The organism is Flavobacterium sp. GW823-FHT04A11 (assembly GCF_058796535.1).
In genome coordinates this window covers 1,005,709-1,028,852 of sequence record NZ_CM179503.1, presented here as the reverse complement: position 1 = coordinate 1,028,852, position 23,144 = coordinate 1,005,709, and the positions used below count along the sequence as shown (strand labels likewise).

Annotated in this window: 23 protein-coding genes; 3 read left to right on the top strand and 20 right to left on the bottom strand. The window is 33.6% G+C overall.

Features of this window, described 5'->3' with window-relative positions:
* Positions 1-185: 185 nt before the first annotated feature.
* From AC3QL1_RS04565 to AC3QL1_RS04535, 7 genes are all read right to left on the bottom strand, one after another.
* Entirely contained in the window at positions 186-1,625 is a 1,440-nt protein-coding gene (locus AC3QL1_RS04565) for a nucleoside recognition domain-containing protein (RefSeq protein ID WP_492495485.1), read from the bottom strand.
* Between the two features lie 111 nt (positions 1,626-1,736).
* Positions 1,737-2,810 (bottom strand): winged helix DNA-binding domain-containing protein, encoded by a 1,074-nt coding sequence (locus AC3QL1_RS04560; RefSeq protein WP_492495483.1) that lies wholly within the window; start codon positions 2,808-2,810, stop codon positions 1,737-1,739.
* Positions 2,811-2,883: 73 nt separating this feature from the next.
* Complete coding sequence (locus tag AC3QL1_RS04555) at positions 2,884-3,597, bottom strand: 3'-5' exonuclease (protein WP_492495481.1); 714 nt, start codon at positions 3,595-3,597, stop codon at positions 2,884-2,886.
* 203 nt (positions 3,598-3,800) lie between these two features.
* Positions 3,801-4,277 (bottom strand): methylated-DNA--[protein]-cysteine S-methyltransferase, encoded by a 477-nt coding sequence (locus AC3QL1_RS04550; RefSeq protein WP_492495479.1) that lies wholly within the window; start codon positions 4,275-4,277, stop codon positions 3,801-3,803.
* A gap of 200 nt (positions 4,278-4,477) precedes the next feature.
* On the bottom strand, positions 4,478-5,305 hold the full coding sequence (locus AC3QL1_RS04545) for an SDR family oxidoreductase (protein WP_492495477.1): 828 nt from the start codon (positions 5,303-5,305) through the stop codon (positions 4,478-4,480).
* A 266-nt stretch (positions 5,306-5,571) separates the two neighbouring features.
* Positions 5,572-6,021: a GNAT family N-acetyltransferase gene (locus AC3QL1_RS04540; RefSeq protein ID WP_492495475.1), complete on the bottom strand. Its 450-nt coding sequence runs from the start codon at positions 6,019-6,021 to the stop codon at positions 5,572-5,574.
* Entirely contained in the window at positions 6,006-6,908 is a 903-nt protein-coding gene (locus AC3QL1_RS04535; RefSeq protein WP_492495473.1) for a LysR family transcriptional regulator, read from the bottom strand. The genes AC3QL1_RS04540 and AC3QL1_RS04535 overlap by 16 nt, the downstream gene beginning before the upstream one ends.
* Before the next feature lie 148 nt (positions 6,909-7,056).
* On the opposite strand from AC3QL1_RS04535, the gene AC3QL1_RS04530 reads away from it, so the two are divergent.
* Positions 7,057-7,452 (top strand): rhodanese-like domain-containing protein, encoded by a 396-nt coding sequence (locus AC3QL1_RS04530; protein WP_492495471.1) that lies wholly within the window; start codon positions 7,057-7,059, stop codon positions 7,450-7,452.
* Positions 7,453-7,509: 57 nt separating this feature from the next.
* On the opposite strand, the gene AC3QL1_RS04525 is transcribed toward AC3QL1_RS04530, so the two are convergent.
* From AC3QL1_RS04525 to AC3QL1_RS04510, 4 genes are read right to left on the bottom strand one after another with little or no spacing between them, the layout of a single operon-like run.
* On the bottom strand, positions 7,510-7,929 hold the full coding sequence (locus tag AC3QL1_RS04525; protein ID WP_492495469.1) for an SRPBCC family protein: 420 nt from the start codon (positions 7,927-7,929) through the stop codon (positions 7,510-7,512).
* An 11-nt stretch (positions 7,930-7,940) separates the two neighbouring features.
* Complete coding sequence (locus AC3QL1_RS04520; protein ID WP_492495467.1) at positions 7,941-10,334, bottom strand: M28 family peptidase; 2,394 nt, start codon at positions 10,332-10,334, stop codon at positions 7,941-7,943.
* 12 nt (positions 10,335-10,346) lie between these two features.
* Complete coding sequence (locus tag AC3QL1_RS04515; protein WP_173964429.1) at positions 10,347-10,694, bottom strand: hypothetical protein; 348 nt, start codon at positions 10,692-10,694, stop codon at positions 10,347-10,349.
* Complete coding sequence (locus AC3QL1_RS04510) at positions 10,691-12,220, bottom strand: carbon-nitrogen hydrolase family protein (protein WP_492495465.1); 1,530 nt, start codon at positions 12,218-12,220, stop codon at positions 10,691-10,693. The genes AC3QL1_RS04515 and AC3QL1_RS04510 overlap by 4 nt, the downstream gene beginning before the upstream one ends.
* 175 nt (positions 12,221-12,395) lie before the next feature.
* Between AC3QL1_RS04510 and AC3QL1_RS04505 the strand changes: the two genes are divergently transcribed.
* Positions 12,396-12,725: a single-stranded DNA-binding protein gene (locus AC3QL1_RS04505; protein ID WP_492495463.1), complete on the top strand. Its 330-nt coding sequence runs from the start codon at positions 12,396-12,398 to the stop codon at positions 12,723-12,725.
* Positions 12,726-12,790: 65 nt separating this feature from the next.
* On the opposite strand, the gene AC3QL1_RS04500 is transcribed toward AC3QL1_RS04505, so the two are convergent.
* From AC3QL1_RS04500 to AC3QL1_RS04490, 3 genes are all read right to left on the bottom strand, one after another.
* Positions 12,791-13,483, bottom strand: a complete 693-nt coding sequence (locus tag AC3QL1_RS04500) for a DUF2461 domain-containing protein (protein WP_492495461.1) — start codon at positions 13,481-13,483, stop codon at positions 12,791-12,793.
* Between the two features lie 345 nt (positions 13,484-13,828).
* A complete protein-coding gene (locus AC3QL1_RS04495) occupies positions 13,829-14,347 on the bottom strand; it encodes a ferritin (RefSeq protein ID WP_110307406.1) in 519 nt (172 codons plus the stop codon).
* 93 nt (positions 14,348-14,440) lie between these two features.
* The gene (locus AC3QL1_RS04490; RefSeq protein WP_492495459.1) at positions 14,441-15,868 is read right to left on the bottom strand and encodes a hypothetical protein; all 1,428 of its coding nucleotides are present in this window, start codon (positions 15,866-15,868) and stop codon (positions 14,441-14,443) included.
* Positions 15,869-16,112: 244 nt separating this feature from the next.
* Here AC3QL1_RS04490 and AC3QL1_RS04485 point away from each other — a divergent pair, with 244 nt between their 5' ends.
* Positions 16,113-16,949 carry a hypothetical protein gene (locus tag AC3QL1_RS04485; protein ID WP_492495457.1) on the top strand — a complete coding sequence of 279 codons (837 nt, stop codon included), beginning with the start codon at positions 16,113-16,115 and terminating at the stop codon, positions 16,947-16,949.
* Between the two features lie 339 nt (positions 16,950-17,288).
* Here AC3QL1_RS04485 and AC3QL1_RS04480 read toward each other — a convergent pair whose 3' ends face one another.
* The 6 genes from AC3QL1_RS04480 to AC3QL1_RS04455 form a co-directional block, all read right to left on the bottom strand.
* Positions 17,289-18,416 (bottom strand): OmpA family protein, encoded by a 1,128-nt coding sequence (locus AC3QL1_RS04480; RefSeq protein ID WP_492495456.1) that lies wholly within the window; start codon positions 18,414-18,416, stop codon positions 17,289-17,291.
* A gap of 95 nt (positions 18,417-18,511) precedes the next feature.
* Entirely contained in the window at positions 18,512-19,141 is a 630-nt protein-coding gene (locus tag AC3QL1_RS04475) for a CatA-like O-acetyltransferase (RefSeq protein WP_492495454.1), read from the bottom strand.
* Positions 19,141-19,848: an HAD family hydrolase gene (locus tag AC3QL1_RS04470; RefSeq protein WP_492495452.1), complete on the bottom strand. Its 708-nt coding sequence runs from the start codon at positions 19,846-19,848 to the stop codon at positions 19,141-19,143. The genes AC3QL1_RS04475 and AC3QL1_RS04470 overlap by 1 nt, the downstream gene beginning before the upstream one ends.
* A gap of 266 nt (positions 19,849-20,114) precedes the next feature.
* Positions 20,115-21,002, bottom strand: coding sequence for a DMT family transporter (locus tag AC3QL1_RS04465; RefSeq protein ID WP_492495451.1), 888 nt, complete (start codon positions 21,000-21,002; stop codon positions 20,115-20,117).
* A gap of 45 nt (positions 21,003-21,047) precedes the next feature.
* Positions 21,048-22,535, bottom strand: a complete 1,488-nt coding sequence (locus tag AC3QL1_RS04460; protein WP_492495450.1) for a hypothetical protein — start codon at positions 22,533-22,535, stop codon at positions 21,048-21,050.
* Between the two features lie 287 nt (positions 22,536-22,822).
* Positions 22,823-23,098, bottom strand: coding sequence for a hypothetical protein (locus AC3QL1_RS04455; protein WP_492495448.1), 276 nt, complete (start codon positions 23,096-23,098; stop codon positions 22,823-22,825).
* Positions 23,099-23,144: the final 46 nt, after the last annotated feature.

Genomic DNA, 23,144 nt, shown 5'->3' with positions numbered 1-23,144 from the left:
TGCAATAATATAAAAATTCCTACAAAATAATTAATTTTTCGATTATATATTTAAACTGGATTAAAATCCAGCTCTACAAAATAAACTGTTCCTCCGGAACTCTACAAAAAGAGCCAGCGGCTCGAATCATATTGTAGGGCCGGATTTAATCCGGTTACACGGAACAAATTTTATTTAGATTTAAATTAAAAAAACCAGCTAGCCACAAAAATCGCCGTAACAACACAAATCACGTCTACCAAAAGCATTGTGCCTAAAGCGTATCGGGTATTTTTTATGTTTACAGAACCAAAGTAAACAGCAATAACATAAAAAGTACTTTCTGCACTGCATTGAAAAATGCTGCTCAATCTTCCCGTTAAGGAATCTGCGCCAAAAGTATTCATAGAATCAATCAGAAATCCTCGTGATCCTGCAGAACTAAAAGGTCGAAGCATAGCAACAGGTAAAGCATCGGTAATTTGTTTGTTTACGCCCATATTCGAAAAAATAAAGGCAATCCAGTCGCTGATAATTTCAAATAATCCGCTATTTCTAAATAATGAAATGGCGACTAACATTCCTAAAACGTACGGAAAAATAGTTACTCCAGTTTTAACGCCATTATTTGCTCCAACTACAAACGTATCAAAAACGGTTGTGTTTGCTTCGCGAAATTTCTTCTCATTTATAAATGAAAAAATTAGGGTAAACAGAATTATTCCCAGCAATATCAATCCGGAAAGGTTAGAGGTGAAAAAGTTTTTTCCAATTAAATCCAAATGGTTTACATACATCAGTAAACCAATGATGGCAGCGATTAATACCATTAAGGCGATAACAAGAGAAGCACTTTTAAAGTTGATTTTTTGTTTAATTCCAACAATCAGGAAAGCGGCAATTGTACCGATAAATGAAGTGATAATACATGGAAGCATTACATCGGCCGGATTACTTGCGCCGGCAGCAGCGCGATAGCCAATAATTGAAGTGGCAATTAGGGTTAAACCTGAAGCATGAAGACACATAAACATAATTTGTGCATCACTCGCCCTGTCTTTATCAGGATTTATTTCCTGTAAACTTTCCATTGCTTTTAAGCCAAACGGAGTTGCAGCCGAATCTAATCCTAAGAAATTAGCAGCAAAGTTTAAAGTCATATATGATATCGAAGGGTGGTTTTTTGGAATACTTGGAAACACTTTTACAAAAACCGGACTCAATGCTTTAGCCAATTTTCCGGAAGCCCCTGAAATGATTAAAAGTTCCATTAATCCACAGAAAAAAGCCAGATAAGCGATAAGCGGTAAAATTAAATCAATCAAAGTGCTTTTGCAGGTTGGCAATAAACCATCGGATTTTTGAACACCACTATAAATTTTTACGGTTTTGTTAGTGTAAACATACGTTGTGTCCGAATTAAGTGTATCACGATTGATAATCATCGTTTGATCCGGTGCTTTTTTGATGCTGTCTTTGATAAAAGCCGGAAGCTGTTCAGCGTATTTTTCTGAAACAAGAATCGGATCGTCTTTTTTTCCATTCAAAACATAATCAATGGTGTAATTGTTGGCCGTAAACAAACTTACTATAATGAAGATAATCGACGAAATAAAAATAGTTAACCAAAATCTACTTAATACCATAACGCTGTTTTTTTTGTAAATGTAATTATTTCGAGATAATATGCACAAAGATTTTAGTGCCGAAAAGGGAAGTATTTATAAAAATTTGCAATGATTTAGTGAAAAATCGATTTATTCAATAACGATTTTGGTTTGCAGGTAATTTTCAAAAGCTTTAATTCCTTTAAACAGAATTTCTTTTTTGTGATTCTCAGTTTCGTTAAAAAAATCAGTTTCTATTTTGACATGATCTTTTTTGACAGTTCTTTTCCATGTTCCGATGACATTGCTGTTCTCCAAAATAATCGGTTTGAAAATGCCATTGTTGGTAAAAGCTTTCGATTGATGTTCTAAAAGAATAGAAGCTTCACGGGTTTTATACGAAATTAAAATCTCATCAAAAGCAGGAAGAAAATGAATGCTTTCCTTGAAGTTATGCTTTTTATTATTTTGATTTCTATACCAATAAATCTGATTATCTATTTCAACAGAATTCAATTGCAACTCTATTGCATTAACGATTTGCTTGCAGATTGTGGGTGGAAAACCTGACCACCACGAAAAGTCAAGAAGTGTAGCAGGGCCGTGGCTTTCAAAGTATATTAGGGCTAATTTAGCAAGACCTTCTTCTTTGGTTAATTTGGATTTTGGTTTAGGAACCCGTTCTTCCAGCAAGGCATACGTTATTTGTTTGCCTTTCATTTTTCCATTACAAACTAAACCTTCCAATTCAGCATGCATCATAATAGCAGCCGCTAAAAACTCCTGACCGGAACTTTTTTTGATATCTAGTTCCTGCATAATTTCTTCACGTGTTAATTGATTGTTGCCGGATAATAGCTTTTCTATCGTCGCATTAATCTGATTGAGTTTCTTAATATCGTAATCATATTTTTTGGCCGCCGAAATTGTCATTTTTTGTACTTGCGGTCCGGAAATATCCAACATCCAATAAATATCATCTGCCGAAACAAAATGCCAGGTTGGACGCAAAATATGAGTTCGAATGATTTTTGCTGAATTTATCGCTTCTTCAATCTCTTTTTCAGTAGCATCACATCTAGAACCAATCGCCCATTTTGCCATCGAATAATCCTGAGCCTGCATCGCGCCCAAATGATGCACAATTTCTTGTGGAGAATGAGAATTTGTTTCCAAAAGCTTCTGAGAAACAAGTCGATGATGTGAGATTTCCTGATGAGTCATTTCCTAAAATATTAAATCCTAAAGATAAAACCTTTGCACCTCTGCAACTTTGAACCTTTGCACCTTAAAAAAACTATACGTGAATAATTTCATCATCAATTAATAAATCTTCACGGCGCAAACGCAGGAAAATCTGCGCTACGGCAATCGTATCTTTTTCACAATAGGTTACAATTCGGTCAATATCTTTTTCAACATAAAAAACATGTGCCACCTGACTTCCGTCAATATCGCCTTTTGGCGATGGAACGCCGAGAATTTTAGTCAATAATTTTAAGGAAGTAAAATGTTTATAATCGCCAAACTTCCACAATTCTAAAGTATCCAAATGCGGAATTTCCCAAGGTTTTTTTCCAAATAAATTCAGTTTGTCCGGAATTGGAATTTGATTGATGATCATTCTTCGCGCAATAAACGGAATATCGAATTCTTTGGCGTTATGTCCGCATAATAAATGATGGGGTTGATTAAAATGATTGTTCAGCAGATTATTGAAGTCATGAAGAATCTTCATTTCATCGCCAAAGAACGATGTTACACGAAAATTTCGCACATCGCCTTTAATAGTAAAATATCCAACCGAAATACAAATAATCTTTCCGAATTCTGCCCAGATTCCGGCACGATCGTAGAATTCTTCAGGAGTAAAATCGTCTTTTCGCTGGTATTGTGTTTTCAAATCCCAGAGTGATTGCATTTCTGTATCAAGCGAATTGAAGTTTTCTTCTTCCGGAACAGTTTCAATATCCAGAAATAGTATGTTGTTGAGGTTTATTTTTTCAATCATATTATTTTGCCACGAATTGCACTAATTTTCACTAATTCTTTGTGTAGATAAATGTACGCATATAGAACTTAAAATAAGAAATAACTTATAAAATAAATCATGCAATATAATTCTTCTTCTGCAAATTTCAAGAATTTTACTTAATTTCAATCTATCGACAACTACTTTAATTCTTGCTAATTCGTGAAATTCGTGTTTTATTTTTAAAATAAACTTTGTTGTGTACTAGGATTTTCATGTTCCAATAACCATTTCTTGCGGGACAATCCGCCGGCGTAACCGGTTAAAGAACCATTTGTGCCAATAACACGATGACACGGAACTACAATCCACAACGGATTTTTTCCATTTGCAGATGCAACAGCGCGAATTGCTTTTATATCGCCCAGCTTTTTGGTCTGATCCATATAACTTATAGTTTTTCCATACGGAATTTCAAGTAACGCTTTCCATACTTTTTGCTGAAATTCAGTTCCTTGTGGATTTAATTTGAAACTAAAATCGGTTCTTTTCTTATCGAAATATTCTTCAAGCTGCAAAACTGCTTCTTTTAAAACATTGGGAATCTCTGTTGAAACTTCATTTGTCCCCACATCAGAAACGGATATTACAGAAACGCCGTCTTGATCTCCAACAATTTTGGTGATTCCTAAAGGTGAATTGATGTAAACTGTTTCCATAATTTTTTAAGTTATCACAAAGATATGAAGGTTCAATCCCGATAGTTATCGGGAGCAAAGTTTTTTTTAAACCATATAAGTTATATAAGTAATTGAAGTTAGGAGTGTTTCTAGATTACACGATTGTCACCCTGAGCGGAGTCGAAGGCTAATGAAAACAAAAGGGCGTCGACTACGCTCAGCCTGACATACAAAAATGTCTAATAATTTTCTAACTTGAATTTATAGTTTAAGATGCTTTCTATTTTCTCGCTTGAAACGATCTTGGTAATATTCGATTTTTCAGCACTGAACTTTGGCAAAACGAGATTTTGTTCTTTTGCTTTTTGAGTATAATATGCCGAACGGGTGGGATGAAAAGGCGCCACGGCATTAAAGATTTCATTCCATTTTGCCTTATCAATGATTTCTTCAATAATGTTGATGCAATCCTTTTGATGAATCAAATTTACCGGAGCATCTGGATTTTCCAGATTTTCTTTTCCTGCCAAAAACTTTACCGGATGACGGTCTTCGCCAATTAATCCGCCGAAACGTAAAATTGTAGTCTCAAAGTTTTGATTATTTTGTAAAATGGCTTCCGCCAAAAGCAATTGTTTGCCGCTTTCCGTTTCCGGATTCGCAATTGTTTCTTCGGTTACTAAACCATTTTCATCTCCATAAACAGAAGTTGAACTTACAAATAATACTTTTTTTACCGCTGATTTTTCTATAAACGGAATCAAAATTTCCATTTTTTCTACAAAAACCTTTTTTGAAGAATCGGATGATTCAGTGTTATTCCCTCGTAGTTTTGGGGGAATATCGATAATCAGAATTTCACTTTCTGATAAAAATGCTTTTATACTTTCTGAAACACTTTCGCTTTCCAACGTAACCAAAAAAGGATTTATACCGGCATCTTTCAAAATGGAAAGTTTATCTTCAGAGGTTGTAGATCCGTTTATGGAATATCGCTTTTTTGCGATGATGCTTTTCGCCAATGGCAAACCCAGCCAACCGCAACCTAATATGCTTATTTTTTTCATTTTATTTTTTAAGGTTCAAAGGTTCAAAGGTACAGAGGTTCAAAGTTGCAAAGGTTTAAAGTTTTTTTGAATAGCCTCCAGCTTTAGCTGGAGAATAAGATTTAACAGGAAGGGCTTTAGCCAAACTATCTTTGATTTGGCTAAAGCCCTCTCTTTCGCTATATTTTCCATCCAGCTAAAGCTGGAGGCTATTCAATTTCATTATTGACTTAAACTTTGTGTCTTAGCGCCTTTGCGAGATTAAATACTTCAGCATCAATTTTATATTACAAATCTAAAAAGAAACAGATTTTTTCTTTTCCTTTTGCGCCAATTCTGTTGTAGAATTTTATGGCTCTATCATTAAACTGCGGTGTTCGCCATTGCATATTGACGCAATTTTTCTCTTTTCCGATTTGTTTTAATTTATTGATCAAAACTTCGCCAATGCCATAATTTCTCGCTTGTTCTTCTAAATACAAACAATCCATTTGAATGACATCGCCGGCTTCCCAGGTAGAATAGAAAAAATTATACGAAACATATCCAACAATGTCATTTGGCGTTGATACCAGTAAACAATGAAATTTCGGGTCTTTATCAAACAAAGCTTTTTTTAATCCTTCTTGTTTTCCAGTTGAATCATAATCGGCTTTTTCATATTCAGCATGTTTTTGGCACAGAACAACCAATTTAGGTAAATCGGCAATTTCGCAAGGTCTTATTGTATATTCCATTGAAGGTTGATTTCGGTTTGTAGAAAGGTTATAAAGTGATGAAAATAATCCGGATACTGTTGATTTTCCCGAATGGCGATGAAATGTTTTCTTTTAAGGCCATTTTTGCCAATTTTTATAGCTTTTACCGGATTGTTTTTCAAATAAGGCTGCAAAGCCCATTTTGCCATCGACATGACGCCCATATCGGCTTTTACCATTTCCAGGGAAGCTTCTGTTAAAGGGATGGCTGTAATCTTCTTTGGCGTTACTTTGGCAGGAGCCAAAACAAACTGATGAATTGTAACGGTTTCCATTGGAAGAGAATGAATCAGTAAATGTTCGTCAACAAAATCTTCTGCAACGACGTATTTTTTATTAGCCCAAGCGTGATTTTCAGAAACGGCCATCACAACCTCATCCTGAAAAAGTTCCAGGTATTTGATGTTATTATCATTAATCTGATCGCTGATAATGGCAATGTCAATGGTGTTTTCGAGTAATTTTTGTAACGGAATGTGAGTTGCTTCTGTCACGATTTTCAATTCGACGTTGGGATATAAAAGATGAAATTGCTTTAAAACACGCGGCAGCCAGTGATAACTTGAAAAACATTCGGTACTGATTCTGATTTCGCCATGTTCGCCAAAAACCATTTGCTTGATCTGAGATTCGGTTTGAGAAAGTTTATCCAGAATTTCATTGGCAATCTCATACATTTTTTCGCCCGCTTTGGTTAAAACCAATTTTTTATTCATTCTAAAAAAAACAGGCGTACCCAATTGATATTCGGCTTCTTTAAGCTGATGACTTAAAGCCGATTGTGTTAAATGAAGTTTGTCGATAGCTTTGGTTATGCTTCCTTCTTCAACAATTGCTTTTATCAATCGTAAATGACGTATTTCCATCTTTTGAGAATTAGAATACAAAGGAACAAAATTTTAGAATGGCTTTTCGATGAAAAAAAGTAATCAAATCGATGAATTCTTTTCGTTTTTATCGCATATAATGTTCTGTTACTTTTGGAAAAAACTAAATCATTAAAACTAAAAAAAAATGGAAGCACAAATTAAACATTATGAAAACAAATTAGCCTTCGAAATGGATCCTTCTGATTTGTTTGACGCTTTAAATAATGGAGAAAAAGTGATAGTTATCGATGCCAGAAAGGCTTTTGGATATGAAGCAGAACATATTCCGACAGCGATTAATCTTCCGCATCGCGAAATGACGGTTGAAAGTACACAACATTTGGATAAAGAAATTTTGTATGTAACCTATTGCGACGGAATTGGCTGCAATGCCTCGACAAGAGGAGCGCTGAATATGGCAAAATTAGGTTTTAAAGTAAAAGAACTAATTGGCGGAATAGAGTGGTGGAAGTTTGACGGTTATGCCACCGAAGGGACAAATGGAGTAAACGCAGGTTTGAAAATTGAATGCGCCTGTTAAATGAAAAAGGGCAAACTTTACGCAAAAGTTTGCCCATTTTATTTTTTACTTTAATCGCTATTGTTCGATTAGCGCCTTTAAACTTTGAAGAATTGGGTTCTCGTCGCCTTGCGGTTCTTCCTGAACGGCGCCCGGACGATTATCTTCCTGAATAATTTCCAGTTTCACTTTTTGATCTTCTTCAGTCAGAACATAATTCATTATAAAATAATTCTCTGGTTTGTCTTCCAGTTCAGGTCTCGGAAAAAACAAAGAATACTTGATTTTTTGATTTGGAATAATTTCTAAAACTTTTCCCCATTGTTCAAAAACCTGACCTTCCCATTCATTTCTAAATCTGATTTCGTTACCCACTTTCCAGTCTGTAATTAAATCACTTCCGTACTGCCATTGTTTAACCAATTCTGGTTTTGTCAAGGCACTCCAAACTTTTTCTATTGGAGCCTTCAGGTAGATTGTAGAAATATTTTTTGCCATAATAAGTGTTTTTATTCTGGTTTTACAATAGGTTTCAGCGTATCAACTACAACTGTAGCACTGTCTTTTACCGGCGCAGCTTCAATCGGTACATTTACAGGCTGAGTAAATCTTTTTATTTTCTGCTGAATTAAAACGGCATCATTCAAAACAAAAGGTGTTGGCATCATCCAGTCGCTTCTTGGTTTTACTTTCAATAATGGATTTGTCATTAAATCAAAAGAACTTTCAATCAAATCCATATCAAAAATGGATGATTTATTAATGTAGAATTCTAAAACGAGCGGTTCATTTCGCACCACATAATAACAAAGAATTTTTACATCTTCGCGTTCCAAACGATTGCTTTTTTCTCCTGAAGTTGCTACGCCATTTGCTTTAAAATTATAAAACGTCATTTTTGGATTTGCATAAATATCGTAGCGATTGACTTTTCTGTTTGGCGTAATTTTTATTTTTAAATATCGGTTATTTCCAATTACACTATCTTTTAGGAATGCTATTGTTGGTTTTGCAATGTCTATTTTTGGTGCAATTGCGCTGTATGTAAAAGTCGAATTGTATTTACTGGCAATAGGAAGACTATTTAATCCAACCGCATTTTGATTTGTGTTTCCTAAATACGTTCTGGTCCAGTCATCAAGATTGGTATCATAAGTGGTCCAAACGGCAGAATCTGTATTGGCATTATAAACATATAATAAACTGTTTGATTTTGCTTTTCCGTATTCATAACCTGAATTAGAACCTGCATAAATGAAAAAGCCAATTGATATCATAAAAAAGAATACTGTCCAGGCTCCTTTTCTAAAGAAAGAACCAAATACAGGAAGTAATAATCCGAAAAGTAAAACGGTAAGAACGGCGCTTCCATAAAGAATTTTTAAACCTAAACCAACCGGAAACATGACAATAAATGGCGCAACAATGGCTAATGCCGGAATACCAAATAATAAATTCAAGCCTAAACTATAATGCTGCGTGATGACAAATATTCCGAATAAAAGGATTCCGAAATAAACCGGAATAATCAGGAAACCTGCGCCTGTTAAGCTATTGGCTAAAAATAAATTGATAATAATCCAAAGCAGCAAAGGCGCTACAAAATGGTTCATCGTAATTTTTGCTTCCGAAAAATGGTGGTAGAAAGCAAAACAAATCGCGATGCTTAAGGTTACAAATGCGCCAATATAAGCGTGTCCGTTGTAAGTAAAGCCATTAAGCAAATCTGAATATTGAGGATAGGCTTCTAAAATTATTTTCCATCCTAAAAAAGTCACTAATCCTGAAATAATCAGAGAGCCTAACAAAGGCACAAAACCTCTGAAAATTTCCCTGAATGAGATTACGCGTTTTACTTTTCCAATAAAAATGAAAAGAATCAGTAATCCTAAAGCGATAACCGACATTGGGAAAACCCATGAAAAAGGATAATTAATGAATCCGAAAGGAACACTAAAATAAACATTGTCTTGTGTAGTTTGAGTAGAGTTTAAATCAATATTTGAAAAGTATTTTAGTAAAGGCATCAAGTAAGTTCCCTGATGCGATAATGTTGTTTTGTTTAAATGCTGAATATCGTCTTGTTGCGTGTGGTAATTAAAATGCCCGTCTATAAAAGCAAAATTAAAGCCCTGAATATTTCCCTGTTCCCTAAAAACAGTTAAGTCAGTATCGTTTGGCAACATTTTATAAATACTGTACATCAGGGAGTTTGAAACCGGATATTTGGTTTTTGCGTTTGAAAATTCCCGAACCAAAGCTTCATTTCCTTTGTTGGTTTCCATTAGCATATAACTTGGTCCTGAAGAACCTCTGGCTTCAAAATTTAAAACCAAACCTACGTCTTTCGCCCAAGGATGCTGGTTCACAAAAAGTGCCGCGCCGTTTAAACCTAATTCTTCTGCATCTGAAAAGAGAATTATAATGTCGTTTTTGTGCGCCTGTTTAGAATATAAAAAAGCACGAACTCCTTCGAGGATTGTTGCAACACCAGACGCATCATCACTTGCGCCTTTTGAAAAAGAATGCGGAGCACTATCATAATGGGACAGTAATAAAAGTGCTTTTGAGTTGTTAGTTCCCTTTATTCGCGCCAGGATATTTTTGGATTTTACCAAAAGACCTTTGTCATTTAGCGTAAAACCTTCCTGAATTGATGTTTCTAAACCAATGCGATTAAGTTCAAGTTTAAGGTAATTCGCAACAAGTTCATGGTTAGTCGATCCCACATAATGGGGTTTTTGGGAAATAATCCTAACCTGATTGAGGGCCCTTTCTGTTGAGAATTCTGCAAGGGCTTCTTCATTTTTTGAAACCCATTGGGGCATCATTGTGGCGTATATAACACCTAAAATTGCTAAAACGCAAATAAAGGCAAGTATTGAAGTAGGGTTTTTTTTCATATTGAATATATACTAAATTTCTTTTTTAACGAGCATGAAATAATCATTGTCCAGAGATCGATATCCCTGATCATACAGGAAATAATACGTATTTCCCGTTTTGGTCTGCAAAATATTGGTAAAGAAATCAAAATCAAAACCCTTATTAATCATTTTATCCCTTGTTGCCTTTGATTTCCCTTCTGTGTTTAGCTCGGACAAAATACGATAATTTTTGCGTAATTTGTTGTTTACATTACGCATGAAATTCGTACTGTCTTTATTTATTTTGTTATTGTAGGCATTTCGACAGCTATCAGAACAGAATTTCTTGTCTTCGCGGCCTACAATTTTCTCTGAACATTCAAGACAGGTTTTCATGGCTCCAGTTTTTTAATCTCATACAAATCATGTCTTCTGTCTTTTAATATTCGAACGCTTCCATGTTCATGAAGATGTTTTAGTAAATTTAAATCGACATCAACAATCAGCGTCATTTCAGTATTTGGTGTCGCTTCGGCTTTTACTCCATTACTTGGAAAAGCAAAATCTGAAGGCGTAAAAACAGATGCCTGAGCATATTGAATATCCATATTGTTAACTTTTGGCAAATTACCAACGCAGCCGGCAATCGCCACATAACATTCATTTTCTATCGCTCGTGCCTGTGAACAGTGTTTTACTCTGGTGTAAGCATTTTGCGTATCGGTTAAAAACGGAACAAACAAAATATTCATTCCTTCATTGGCCATAATTCGCGAAAGCTCCGGAAATTCAACATCATAACAAATTAAAATTCCAATTTTACCGCAATCAGTATCGAAGGTTTTAAAATGCGATCCGCCTTTCATTCCCCAATGCTGAACTTCATTTGGCGTAACGTGAATTTTGGTATACATTTCTGATGTTCCGTCTCTTTTGCATAAAAAACCAACATTGTATAAATTTCCATTATCCAGATAAGGCATACTTCCGGTAATGATGTTGATATTGTATGAAATGGCAAATTCCTGAAAACGCTTTCTGATGGGGTCAGAATAACGTGCCAATTCCCGAATCGCTTCAGCTTCAGATAAATGATTATAATCGGCCATTAAAGGCGCAATAAAAAGTTCCGGAAATAAAGCAAAATCAGCGCCGTAACCGGAAACAACATCAATGAAAAATTCTGATTGCTCAAAGAATTCCTCGACATTATTGAGCTGACGCATTTGCCATTGAATTAATCCCAGTCGAATTACGCTTTTTTCGAGATTAATCAGTTTTGGACTTTCATCATAATAAACATTATTCCATTCTAAAAGCACCGCAAATTCCTTTGATTCTTCGTCGCCTTCCAGATAATTTTTGATAATTCGCAAAACGTGAAAATCATTGCTTAACTGAAACGAAAGTACAGGATCGTGTAATTCTTTGTGTTTTACTTTATCAATATACACTTTTGGCGTAAACTTTTTGGCGTGTTGGCTGTAATTGGGAATTCTTCCTGCAAAAACAATGGCTTTTAAGTTTAATTGTTCGCAAAGTTCTTTTCTTGCATCATATAAACGGCGTCCCAAACGCAAACCGCGATAATGCGGGTGGATAAAAACGTCTATACCGTACAAAATTTCCCCATCTGGATTATGGGTAGAAAAAGTATAGTCGCCAATGATTTGTTTGTAATTGTGTCTTTTGTCGACTAATTTTTCATCGACAATTAAAGACAATGCCGAACCTACGACTATTCCGTCGACTAATATAACTAATTGTCCTTCAGGAAATATAGAGAGTAATTTTTTTATATCGTTAGATCTCCAGTATGAATTTGCCATTTCTGGATATGATTCGACCATTGAATTTTTCAATTGTTTGTAGTCGTCAAGTTCTAGATTTCGCAATTCAACTTTATTGATTTGTGCTTGCATATAGTAAGATTTCTGTTAAATATACAAAAAACATTTCCATTTACAAACGCTTACAAATAGTTACAACCGAAAGTAAATACTTTGCAACCGAATAAATTTTGAGAACCGCCACATCTTTGCACTGTTGAATTTGATAAACGAATTCTTTTATACGAACATTTAAATATTATACGCCATGAATGCAATGAAAAACAGAGTACAATTAATTGGTAACGTAGGAAACGACCCGGAAATTAAAACATTAGAAAACGGAAGAAAATTAGCCCACGTAACTATCGCTACAAACGAAAAATATACCAACGACAAAGGCGAAAAAGTAGAACAAACAGAATGGCATCGTGTTACAGCCTGGGGAAAAACGGCCGAAATCATTGAAAAGTATGTGGTAAAAGGCAAAGAGGTTGCCATTGAAGGGAAACTTACTCACAGAAGTTACGACAAAAACGGTGAAAAGAGATATGTAACCGAAGTTGTTGTAAACGAGATTTTATTGCTAAGTAAATAGTTTAACAAATTTGATATTCAACCCGGCACGTTTAAAAACCTGTCGGGTTTGTATTTTAAAATAGGTTATAAAACAGAACCACCATTAATGTCTGTAGAAAGTATTTCGCTCATATAATCGAAAAAAGGTTTCATGTTTTGGCAGGTTTCCAATGCCTGTTCCAGAAATCGCGGACTTAATACTTCCTCATCCGTAAAACGCTTAATGATTAAAAACTGTTTGTAGCGAAGTAAATCGATAGCTTCATGATCCGCATCAAAACCTTTTGGCGAAGTTTTAAGCTGTTCGCCCTGCAAAGTTCCAAAAGTGCTGACAAACGATTTTGATTTCAATATTTTTCGCATTGGTTCAGCATCATGACCAAATTCGCTTCTTATTCGTTTTAAATCAGCGGCATTTGGTCCCCAGAATCCACCGGCAAAAAAGCTGTTTCCTTTTTCGAGATGAAAATAATAACCGCCGCGTCTGGCATTTGTTGCACGGGTAAAACTTCCTCCCCAAAAGGTTTTAAAAGGAGTTTTATCTTTTGCAAAACGAATATCACGGTAAATTCTATAGACACTTTTTTTGCCCGAAGCTGTTTCCAGAACATCACTTTTGGAAAGTTCCTCAAGCAAAGCACCTGCAAAAGTTTCAATATGATTTAGTTCTTTTAGATATTGCGGTTTATTGGCTTCAAACCAAGGTTTATTATTGTTTTGTTTTAGTTGTAGTAAAAAATCCAGACTGGATTTTGGTATTGTAATATCGTTTTTCATAATTAAATTTTGAGTCATTAAGACACTTGCAATTTAAAAATAAAAACCCACCAATTGGCGGGTTTTCTATGATATAGTTTAAGCGGTCTTTTTAAATAAGTCAAACATAGGACAGCGTGAGCAGCGTTTTTTTTCGCTCTTTTTGTATTTCTCACAACAAGAAGATTTGCAGTTTTCCAACTTCTTCAATTTGTCAAGGATATCTTTGTTTTTCTTTTTCTTTTTATCCTTTTTCTTGTCCTTATCTTTTTCCTTCTTGCTCAATTTGCTTCGGTATTATTAAACAGTAGCAAATATAAAAGAATAAAAGTTATTTTTAAGTGTTCTAAATAAACTTTAACTTTTTTATTTTGGATTAATTGCAATTGAACTTGTAACCGTTAGTTGCTGAATATCACGATCAAACAAGTAAAGTCCGCCTTTATCATCGCCAATTAAGTTGATTTTATCTAAGATAGATTTAGCGGTAGCTTCTTCTTCAATTTGTTCAGATACGTACCATTGCAGGAAATTGTGAGTTGCATAATCTTTTTCTTCAAAAGTAATGTGAACCAATTCGTTAATTGACTCTGAAACAAAAATTTCATGATTGTAAAGCGTTTCAAACATTTCTTTAAAAGTAGAATAAGAAGTCTTCGGAGCTTTAAGATCTGTAATCTGTGCATGTCCGCCACGTTCATTCACATATTTAATCAGTTTCAACATGTGCGCACGCTCTTCGTCTGATTGCGTGTACATAAACTGCGCAATTCCTTCTAATCCGTGAACTTCAGCCCAACAAGCCATAGAAAGGTAGGTTTGTGAAGATTCTGCCTCGATGCGGATTTGCTTGTTTAAAGCTGTTTCAATATTTTTTGATAGCATAATTGTGTCTTTTTTGTAAAGTTAAAAAAAATAATTCATTTCATTTTTTTCAAAGAGCCAAACAAAAGACATTTGAATTAATCGGCAAGAAAATTAAGGTTTTTCTGCCGGAAAAGATCTCGAAAAAATAGCTTTATTGATTATTGGATTGGTGATGTCAGGCTGAATAAATCCGTCAGTAAACTTACGCATTACGTATTGTTTTGTGCCATTGTCATAATATCCCAAAATGTAGTAATCCTTAAATTTAAATATATTTTGATAGTCAATTTTTTTCTGAAGACTCAGAAAATAGTAAATGTTGTCCATTGCCAAAGGCTGCTGTTGCTCTTTAATAAACTCAAGATTATTGTTCATCGTGCTTTCAAAATAGACACTTATCTCACTGGTTATTGGAGCAAAACCTCCTTCATAATATTGATAGAAATTCTCTTCTTTGGGTGTTCCTCCGATAGTAATAACGGTATTTTGCTTGCTTTTAAAAGCAGATACACCAATATTCAAGAAAGCCAACTGGTTTAAAAACTGATTTGTTTTTTTTAATTCTGTTGGTTTTCGATCAGCGTTTTGAAGCAATAATGGAGAATTCTTAAATTTGATCGTATCGTTTTTTGTTACTTTGAAATCCTTTATTGATTTGCCCGAGTTATAATCTTTTATTTCAAATGAAAGCGCGTATTTGTTTGCATTTATCTGATATAGTTTATCATCTGCAAAAAAGGAATTGCTTATTTTATTTGAATACTCATTCAGAGATTGCGTAAATTTTTTTTCGTTGATGCTATGATTTTCTATATCTAAGTCAAAAACCTGAGTTTTTTTCGGATTGTAATCCAAAGTTAAAATCAGATGATCGTTAACCAAATAAGCTTTGGTCTTTTTTGCGCTTTTATCTAAAGGAGTAAACTCATTTACATCTATTTTTTCTATCGGATCTTCTCTGATAATTCTGTTAAAAGTGAAATTTTGCTTTTTTTCATTCTCAAATTGAAAAGATGCAAAATCAAAAGATTTTTCTTCGACCATCCCATTTTTAAAAATATATACAACTAAAGTCTGATCTTCATGCGCCTTTGAAAGGATATAAAATGCATTGTTTTTCTGAAAAAAGTTTACAATATAATTTCTCGTAAACGGAAAATTAAACTTTAGCATTTTAAAAGTTTTTGTTTCCAAATAATATTTTACAATTATAAAATCTTTAAAATCCTCTGAAGCCCAATATAAACTTGGATTTCCATCTTCGCCAAAACTATAACCAATTAAGGTTCTGTTTTCCAGATTTGTTTTCGGAAAAGAGAATTGATCGTTTAGAAAAAGAGCACTATTGTATTTTAGAATGGTAATGTTTTCTGTTGTGGATGCAAAAACATATACATCATGCGTTAGCGTATTCTCGACATTTAGAATCTGATTTTGTTCGTCACCTTTTTTGAAATCCAAAGGAAATGAAGCCAATACAGTTTGGCTAAAAACAACTGATTTGCAGATCAATAACAATAATAGTAATAGTTTTTTCATAAAATTTAAAACGACAAAAATCATTCCAGTTTAAGAACTGCATCATGATTTCAATTAAAGCTGATTACAATATTAAAGGTAAATCATTTATAATTATTTACTACAATAAAAATTATTTATAAGCTTTGTACTATTTTTTTATTTTGACAAAAGTAAAATTATAGTCTTATTCTTTCATTTATATAGCTTTTAGAGAACCCTGTAGATACGTTATTGAGGTATTTTCGTCAAAAAATTTAAAAACATGAAAAAATTTCTTTATTTATTTAGTACTGCTTTATTAGCATTTACTTCTTGTACTAACGATTATGATGCTTCCTGTTTCAGGAAAGACGATGGAAAACCAATTAAGAGCGATACAATTTCGCCGCCCAAAACAGATACAATTCCTGTAGTGATTGTTGAGCCTGTTTTATTAAAAAAACTGGTTCATATCTATGAAAACGGATATGCACCAACAATTGAATTATCATATGATGGTAATAAAATAGTGTCAGACAAAGACAAATCAAACCTGACATTTTATACTTATACCGGAGATTTAATTACGAAAATTGAAAAAGCAGACCTTTCAGGAACTTATATGACAAAAGAATATTTTTATGCAAATGGAAAACTAGATTATATTTTAAGTAAAGAGTTTGGCAATTACTACAAAACAAAATATTTATATAATGCTGATGGAAGTGTTATATCTTATAACAAAATGAAAAGCGACAGTTCAGGAAAAGACGGAGATGACACACCTTTAAGTGGAAAGTATACTTTTTCTGAAGGTAAATTAATCAGACATCAAATTAATAGTGGTAGTAATGAATCAGTGACTACTTTCGAATATGATTCTAAAAACAATCCAAGACTTAATATTTTAGGCTTTGATTTATTAATAGACATGAATCAGTTATTTGCTGTTAATAATGTGGTTAAAAAAGTAGTTACATCGAAAAACCCTACTGCTACAACAACGGTTGAAACAACTTATAGTTATGAGTACGATGCAAATGGTTATCCTGTAAAGATGATTCAGACTACAACAAGTGGAGATACAATCACTACAGAATCATCTGATTTCAGTTACTAATCTAAAATGCATTCTTAAAAGAATATATTTTATTCAATAATTAAAAAGCTGCAAGATATAGTTCTTGCAGCTTTTTTTGTTAAGCTAATCTAAGTTCATTTGCTAATGAATTTGAACTAATTGAATATCATCTATTAGTAACTTGGCTTTCAATTATTAGCAGCAAATAGCCATTTTCAATTGAAAAGAAAGAGTGCTGATCAATACTTCAAATGTATTATATGTCGCATAATTGTTGAGGTAAACTATCATTTCCTGAAGTTGGTTCAGCATAGTATATAAACAAAAAAGCCCTGAAGAAATTTCTTCAGGGCTTTTGCTTTTTTGTAATTTAAGAGATTATCTTATTTTGAAAGTAACTCTTCTTGCCAATCTTCTTGCTTCTTCAGAATCTTTTTGGATTGAAGTATCAGCACCCTGAGCAACTACATTTAATCTTGAAGAGGCAATACCTGCTTTTTCAAAAATCGTTTTTACGTTATTAGCTCTTAGGTTTGATAATTTTTCATTGTATTCAGAACTTCCAACCTGATCTGCATAACCTAAAATATCAAGAGAAGCTGAAGGGTTTTTTCTTAAATAAGTCAAAACAACATCAATTGCAGCTGTTGAATTTTCAATTGGAGTTGCTTTATTAAAGTCAAAATAAACGCTGTAATATTTAGCATCGATCATTTCTTTAAGCAAATCTTTATCATTTACTACTGTCGTTGTAACTGGTTTTTCTATGATTACTTGTTTTTCCGGCATTTTCTTAACTAGATTTTCAAGATCTGCAATTTTGTTTTCTAATACAGAACTATCAAATTCCTGCGAAATAACCGTCCAGTCAGCATGTTTTGTATTTTTACCTAAGTAAACATTTACACCAACAGTTCCGTTAAAAAGTAATCCGTTAAAACCTCTTGATTCTACAGGACATCCACAGTCAAAAGTATAATCTTGTGATGCATTTACAATAGTTGTAAAATCACCGGTTAAAGCAATTCTGTCAGTTAACCTGATTTGACCTGTAACTCCAGCAATGAAATTCCCCATTCTGTCTTTAACATGCAAATCTTTGTTCTCTAACTGAGCAACACCAAAACCTGTATGTGCTAATAAACCAATTGTTTTAGTCCAGGTTTCAAAATTCATGATTCTTCCTAAGTTCGCAACAGCTTGTAAGTCTGCTCTGTAATATTTTGAATCAAAGTCAACTGAATTGTTTTTTCCTGTAAAACTGTTATATCCAAAATCAGCTTTTAAACCAAATTTGTTGTTAAACATATATCTTACTCCTAAATCACCTACCCAAAAACTTGGTGTAGAAGTAAAATAATTTTCAGTCATAGGACTTTGCGGTTTGTTAACTCCGCCAGCAATTTCAACAGACCACTTATTATAGTTGTTTGAAGTGCTTTCGGTTTGCGCATGTAAGTTTGTTAAACCCAGCGAAAACGCCAGAATAATTACAATTTTTTTCATTGTTATTTGAGATTTTAAATTTTCCCCAAATCAACAATTTATCGTAAGAATTATTCCCCAATAAAAGCTATAAATATAATAGAATAAGGCAAACCTTAACTGTTCATCAGTTCCTGAAAATAATCAACAAATTGCCCTAAATGCAAGCCATCCATCAATCCGTGGTGTACATGAACAGACATTGCGATTGTTCTTTTTCCGGTTTCGGAAGTAATCATTTTTCCAAAAGAAATTTTAGGACAGCTATCAGGAAAAGTATAACTTCTTGCATGCGAAAGCGAAGTAAAATTCAACCACGGAATTGCCGAGAAATGAATGACATTATCGTCATCAAACGATCTTGTAAAAAGTCCGGTTGTGTTTTGGATTCTCTTAATTTCTGCCAAGGCATTTTGTTCGAAAACCTTAAAATCAGGATTATATTCAATTAAAGAAAAGCCAAAAGTACCATCTTCACGACCAATTGTTGCCGAAGCATCAACACGATCATTAATATAAATCTGACCATCGGAAATTCGATATTTAAAATTTTCGATCGCATTTACAGCTGCTAAAGTTTTATGCAGGTAAAAGATGAAAAAAGAAGCATTCAGGCTTTTGGCTGTTTGGTACGCTTTTGTGCAGTCAATTTCTACTGTGGCGCCAAAAAAAGGTTCCTCCATTCGGCTGAAATGGGCAAAATGCTCTTTTCGGTTCCAGTTTTCTAAATCTAAAAGTGTTTTCATTATTGTAAATTATGGAGTACTTCCGAAATTTTTTCGAAAGAACTAAAACGATCGTGCTCTACTTTATGGTTGATTTTTTCGTGTTCCCAAGTCGTGTGAAACGGAATATGTACGGCATAACCTCCAATTTCCAAAACCGGCAACACATCTGATTTCAATGAATTTCCGATCATTAAAAATTCATCCGACTGAATATCCAAACGGCCAATCAATTTTTCATAATCAATGGTCTGTTTGTCTGACATTACTTCGATATGGTGAAAATAATGTCCCAAACCAGAACGGTGCAATTTGCTGTGCTGGTCTTTTAAGTCGCCTTTTGTGGCAACTACCAATTTGTATTTTCCGTGCAAAGCCTTCAAAGTATCTTCGATTCCGTCCAGAAGTTCGATAGGTTTTTCGAGTAATTCTTTTCCATACTGAATGATTTTCTGGATGACTTCAACCGGAATTGTATTGTTCGAAATATTCATCGCCGCTTCAATCATCGAAAGAATATAACCTTTGATTCCGTAACCGTATAAAGGTAAATTGGCAATTTCGATTTTAAATAATTCCTGCGAAATTCCCTGATGCGAAAGATAATCTTCCATCAAAGCACAAAATTTATGCTCCGTTTCCTGAAAATAAGGTTCGTTGACAAATAAAGTATCATCAGCATCAAATGCGATTACTTTTAAGTTTGGTATTTTGCTTTTATGTAACATAAAGATGTTGTTTTTTTAGTTTCAGGTTTTTCTTGTTTCAGGTTTTTTTCGCCACGAATAAAGTTTAGTTTCAGGTTTTTCTTGTTTCAGGTTTTTTCGCCACGAATTCACGAATTATTTTTCAGATTAAAATGATTAAAAACGATTTCCTAAAAAAAATCTGCTCAATCTGCCAAATCTGCGAGAGAACTTTTTTCGCAAAAAATTAAAAACCAATCTGCGTAAATCCGTTTAAATCTGCGTCATCCGCATGCCATTTCTCAATCTTAATTCTTAGAAAACAGTCTTTTTAATGAAATGGTCTTATCATAAAACGTAATTCTAATTCCGAATAGCAAAATGATTCCGCCAAAAACCATTTGTAAAGTTATTTGTTCTTCCAAAAACAACCAAGCTAATATCGAAGTAATTACAGCCTGACTCAATAAACTCAGTGAAACTCTCGTTGCGCGCATGTGTTGTGTGGCATAACTTATCGAAAGCCATGCACACAATTGACAAATTACGGCTTGCAAAAGCAAGACAAACCAGCCCGTATTTGAAAATCCGTTAAAAGGCTGATCCAGACAATAACACAGAATTCCCAGATAAATACTCGAAGCAAATAAACTAATCGTCATAAACGATAAAACATCAACTTGCGAAAGCACATTTTTGCTCACCAAAAGATAAATCGAATACAGGATTCCGGATAAAACGGCAAACAAAAAAGCCTGATCAAAATTCAAATCCATAAAAAAACTAAAACCAACTAAAGTCACCATTCCGAATAAAGAAACAATAGTTCCAATCCAGAAATTAGTAGCCGGTTTTGATTTTAAAAACAAAAAAGAAGCAATACCAACCCAAAGCGGCGATAAATTCGTCAACAACGAAGCCTGAGTTGCGCTTGAATCCTGAATGGCGATATTCCAAACCGCAACATCTGATGCAAATAAAATTCCGCAAAGTGCTGCCAAAAACAGGAATTTTGTGTTTGGAATTTTAAAGTTTTTCGTCAGAATCACATAAGGCAAAAGCAAAGTCACCGCAAAAAACATTCTATAAAAAGCCGAGATTAATCCTGGCGCGAGTTTTAGTTTAACCAAAATGGGGAAGATTGATATACAAAGTATTCCGCATATTAAGGCTAATCTTGGTTTGGTGATTTTCATTTAATTGATGTTTTTTGGCTTTTGCTAAAGTATCATTGTGTGTGATTATTCTGAAAAATTAAAAATCTGATATTTTTTATTCTCTTTATTATAGTTTCCTAAATACAATGAATTATTGAATTTAAAAACAATTAAATCTTTATATAAATCGTGTCCGAAAATAGATGGTGAATCTTTTACATCATCGTTTTCTTCCAGAAACAATCTCGCTTTTTCAAATGCTGAGGTTTTAATTTTATCTTCTACATGATTGAAATTTGAGTCAAACAAACAGTTTGTATACACAACATTTTTATCTTTATAAGAAATCAAATTCCCAATAGTGTAGCTCGATGTAAAACCAAACGACATAGAAGTTCCACCAAAACCGCCTCCAAAACCACCGCCCATTCCCATTGGCGCGCCACCGCTTGCATGTGCTATATCTTGCGAACTTCCTATAATAGTATAATACAAACCATTTAGCGTGTAGCAGGAAATGGCAGGAGTAGAGTTGTTTATTTTTCGTATAAATTGTTTTGGCTTTTCTAAGACTTTTTTATTGTGTATACTTTTTATTTCCTGAAAAACATCTGAATTTTTAAACTTTATTTCTTCCTCTCGCAAGGTTTTAAATTCCTTAATTCTAATGCCGTTTATATCACTAACGGTAAAAAACAAGACTTCGGGATTTGTTTTGATTTGAAGAATTTTATCATCAATTAAAAATGAATTTGCCTTAAATGTAAGCGATTCATATTCTCCCTTACTTATTCTTTTATGTATGACTGATTTTAAGGTTGAAGTAAAATCATTAAGATTAATTCGTAAAACATCTGTTGCAAAAGCATTGTTATCTATTGTGAAAATAACTTCATCGTTTTTGTATGTATAAACCTTAAATTGTTTTGAGCTTAATGCTAATGATGGCGGACTATCGGCACCAATAGTTTGGATGGAAAAACTGGAAGAATTCTCCGTTAATACGTCATATAACAATGCAGTATTAAAAGCACTGTTTTTAAATTCTAAATTAGATAAATCGACAGTTTTTTCATTTAAATTACCATTTTCATCAGAAATGTAGAACTTCAATATACTTGTGTTTTTGACAATAGTAATCAAATAAAAAGTATTGTTAATCGTAAGTTCTTTAATTATTTTTTCTTTTTTAAGCTCTAAATTTATTGGCGTTGTTTTGGTTTCTTTTTTAATAAAATTAAAATACTGAACATCGATTTCTTTTCTGTCTTTTGATCCCCAGAAAAGAAAATAATTGTTCTCTTTTTGACTATATCCTATAATTTCATCATAGGTTTTTTCTGGTCTCGAAGTAGACAATGAATCTTTTATATTGAATTTATCATCAAACCTTAGAGAAGTAAGCTTTTCCTTGTCATTTAAGAATAAAATCACTTCTTTGTTGGTTTCGTTTGTAACTTGAAAGTAGTCTCTTTTCTTTTCTAATTTTAAATTAAATTCATTTACAACTTCTTGAGAAAAGGAAATGAAACCAGATAAAAGTAAAGAACTAAAAAGTAGGTTTTTAAGCATTTTTTGATGGGTTTAATTTTTAGCGAATATCTTATTTTTTCTTTAGCAAAAAAAGAAATATAAGGCGACAATAGATAAAATGTGCCGTTAGGCACTAAATATCGGTAGCAAAAAATTTGATTCAAAATCGCCCGCGTGCCGTAGGTACGCAACATACAATATCTATTGCGTACCTAACGGCACGCCAAAATTATTCAATTGATGTTTCTACCAATATTTAGTACCTAACGGCACAATTCATTATGATATCAATAAAAAGGTTGGATTAAACTTGTTTTTGAGTGGTATTATGCATTCATAATTTTCTTGCAGGCATTGTTGATTTCCATATCCGAAAAAGGACCAAGCGCACTTGCCAACATTTTACTGGTTCTGATAGAACTTACCATTTTGATTCGAAGATCCTGGTCATCGCCCATTTCGGTTAACAGAATTGTCTCGAAAATCTCGGACAAATGTTCCGGTTGATCCCTAAAATCGTCTTCAAACCAAAGGTCTGACAGAAATTTTGCCATTGCCGTTATTACATCTGGCTCCGATGTTTTTTCATTTTCTTTAGTCATATCGAAAATATTAAACGCACGAAACCCTCGCTTTAGGTGTGACTAA

What these genes read in the sequence shown, in the direction of transcription:
- AC3QL1_RS04480 (WP_492495456.1), bottom strand. Translation starts at nt 18,416, where the DNA reads ATGAAAAAAATTGTAATTATTCTGGCGTTTTCGCTGGGTTTAACAAAC.
- AC3QL1_RS04540 (WP_492495475.1), bottom strand. Translation starts at nt 6,021, where the DNA reads ATGGAATATACAATAAGACCTTGCGAAATTGCCGATTTACCTAAATTG.
- AC3QL1_RS04520 (WP_492495467.1), bottom strand. Translation starts at nt 10,334, where the DNA reads ATGAAAAAAAACCCTACTTCAATACTTGCCTTTATTTGCGTTTTAGCA.
- AC3QL1_RS04500 (WP_492495461.1), bottom strand. Translation starts at nt 13,483, where the DNA reads ATGAAAAACGATATTACAATACCAAAATCCAGTCTGGATTTTTTACTA.
- AC3QL1_RS04525 (WP_492495469.1), bottom strand. Translation starts at nt 7,929, where the DNA reads ATGGCAAAAAATATTTCTACAATCTACCTGAAGGCTCCAATAGAAAAA.
- AC3QL1_RS04545 (WP_492495477.1), bottom strand. Translation starts at nt 5,305, where the DNA reads ATGAAAAAAATAAGCATATTAGGTTGCGGTTGGCTGGGTTTGCCATTG.
- AC3QL1_RS04490 (WP_492495459.1), bottom strand. Translation starts at nt 15,868, where the DNA reads ATGAAAAAACTATTACTATTATTGTTATTGATCTGCAAATCAGTTGTT.
- AC3QL1_RS04470 (WP_492495452.1), bottom strand. Translation starts at nt 19,848, where the DNA reads ATGTTACATAAAAGCAAAATACCAAACTTAAAAGTAATCGCATTTGAT.
- AC3QL1_RS04460 (WP_492495450.1), bottom strand. Translation starts at nt 22,535, where the DNA reads ATGCTTAAAAACCTACTTTTTAGTTCTTTACTTTTATCTGGTTTCATT.
- AC3QL1_RS04510 (WP_492495465.1), bottom strand. Translation starts at nt 12,220, where the DNA reads ATGCAAGCACAAATCAATAAAGTTGAATTGCGAAATCTAGAACTTGAC.
- AC3QL1_RS04485 (WP_492495457.1), top strand. Translation starts at nt 16,113, where the DNA reads ATGAAAAAATTTCTTTATTTATTTAGTACTGCTTTATTAGCATTTACT.
- AC3QL1_RS04515 (WP_173964429.1), bottom strand. Translation starts at nt 10,694, where the DNA reads ATGAAAACCTGTCTTGAATGTTCAGAGAAAATTGTAGGCCGCGAAGAC.
- AC3QL1_RS04550 (WP_492495479.1), bottom strand. Translation starts at nt 4,277, where the DNA reads ATGGAAACAGTTTACATCAATTCACCTTTAGGAATCACCAAAATTGTT.
- AC3QL1_RS04530 (WP_492495471.1), top strand. Translation starts at nt 7,057, where the DNA reads ATGGAAGCACAAATTAAACATTATGAAAACAAATTAGCCTTCGAAATG.
- AC3QL1_RS04565 (WP_492495485.1), bottom strand. Translation starts at nt 1,625, where the DNA reads ATGGTATTAAGTAGATTTTGGTTAACTATTTTTATTTCGTCGATTATC.
- AC3QL1_RS04555 (WP_492495481.1), bottom strand. Translation starts at nt 3,597, where the DNA reads ATGATTGAAAAAATAAACCTCAACAACATACTATTTCTGGATATTGAA.
- AC3QL1_RS04535 (WP_492495473.1), bottom strand. Translation starts at nt 6,908, where the DNA reads ATGGAAATACGTCATTTACGATTGATAAAAGCAATTGTTGAAGAAGGA.
- AC3QL1_RS04465 (WP_492495451.1), bottom strand. Translation starts at nt 21,002, where the DNA reads ATGAAAATCACCAAACCAAGATTAGCCTTAATATGCGGAATACTTTGT.
- AC3QL1_RS04495 (WP_110307406.1), bottom strand. Translation starts at nt 14,347, where the DNA reads ATGCTATCAAAAAATATTGAAACAGCTTTAAACAAGCAAATCCGCATC.
- AC3QL1_RS04560 (WP_492495483.1), bottom strand. Translation starts at nt 2,810, where the DNA reads ATGACTCATCAGGAAATCTCACATCATCGACTTGTTTCTCAGAAGCTT.
- AC3QL1_RS04455 (WP_492495448.1), bottom strand. Translation starts at nt 23,098, where the DNA reads ATGACTAAAGAAAATGAAAAAACATCGGAGCCAGATGTAATAACGGCA.
- AC3QL1_RS04505 (WP_492495463.1), top strand. Translation starts at nt 12,396, where the DNA reads ATGAATGCAATGAAAAACAGAGTACAATTAATTGGTAACGTAGGAAAC.
- AC3QL1_RS04475 (WP_492495454.1), bottom strand. Translation starts at nt 19,141, where the DNA reads ATGAAAACACTTTTAGATTTAGAAAACTGGAACCGAAAAGAGCATTTT.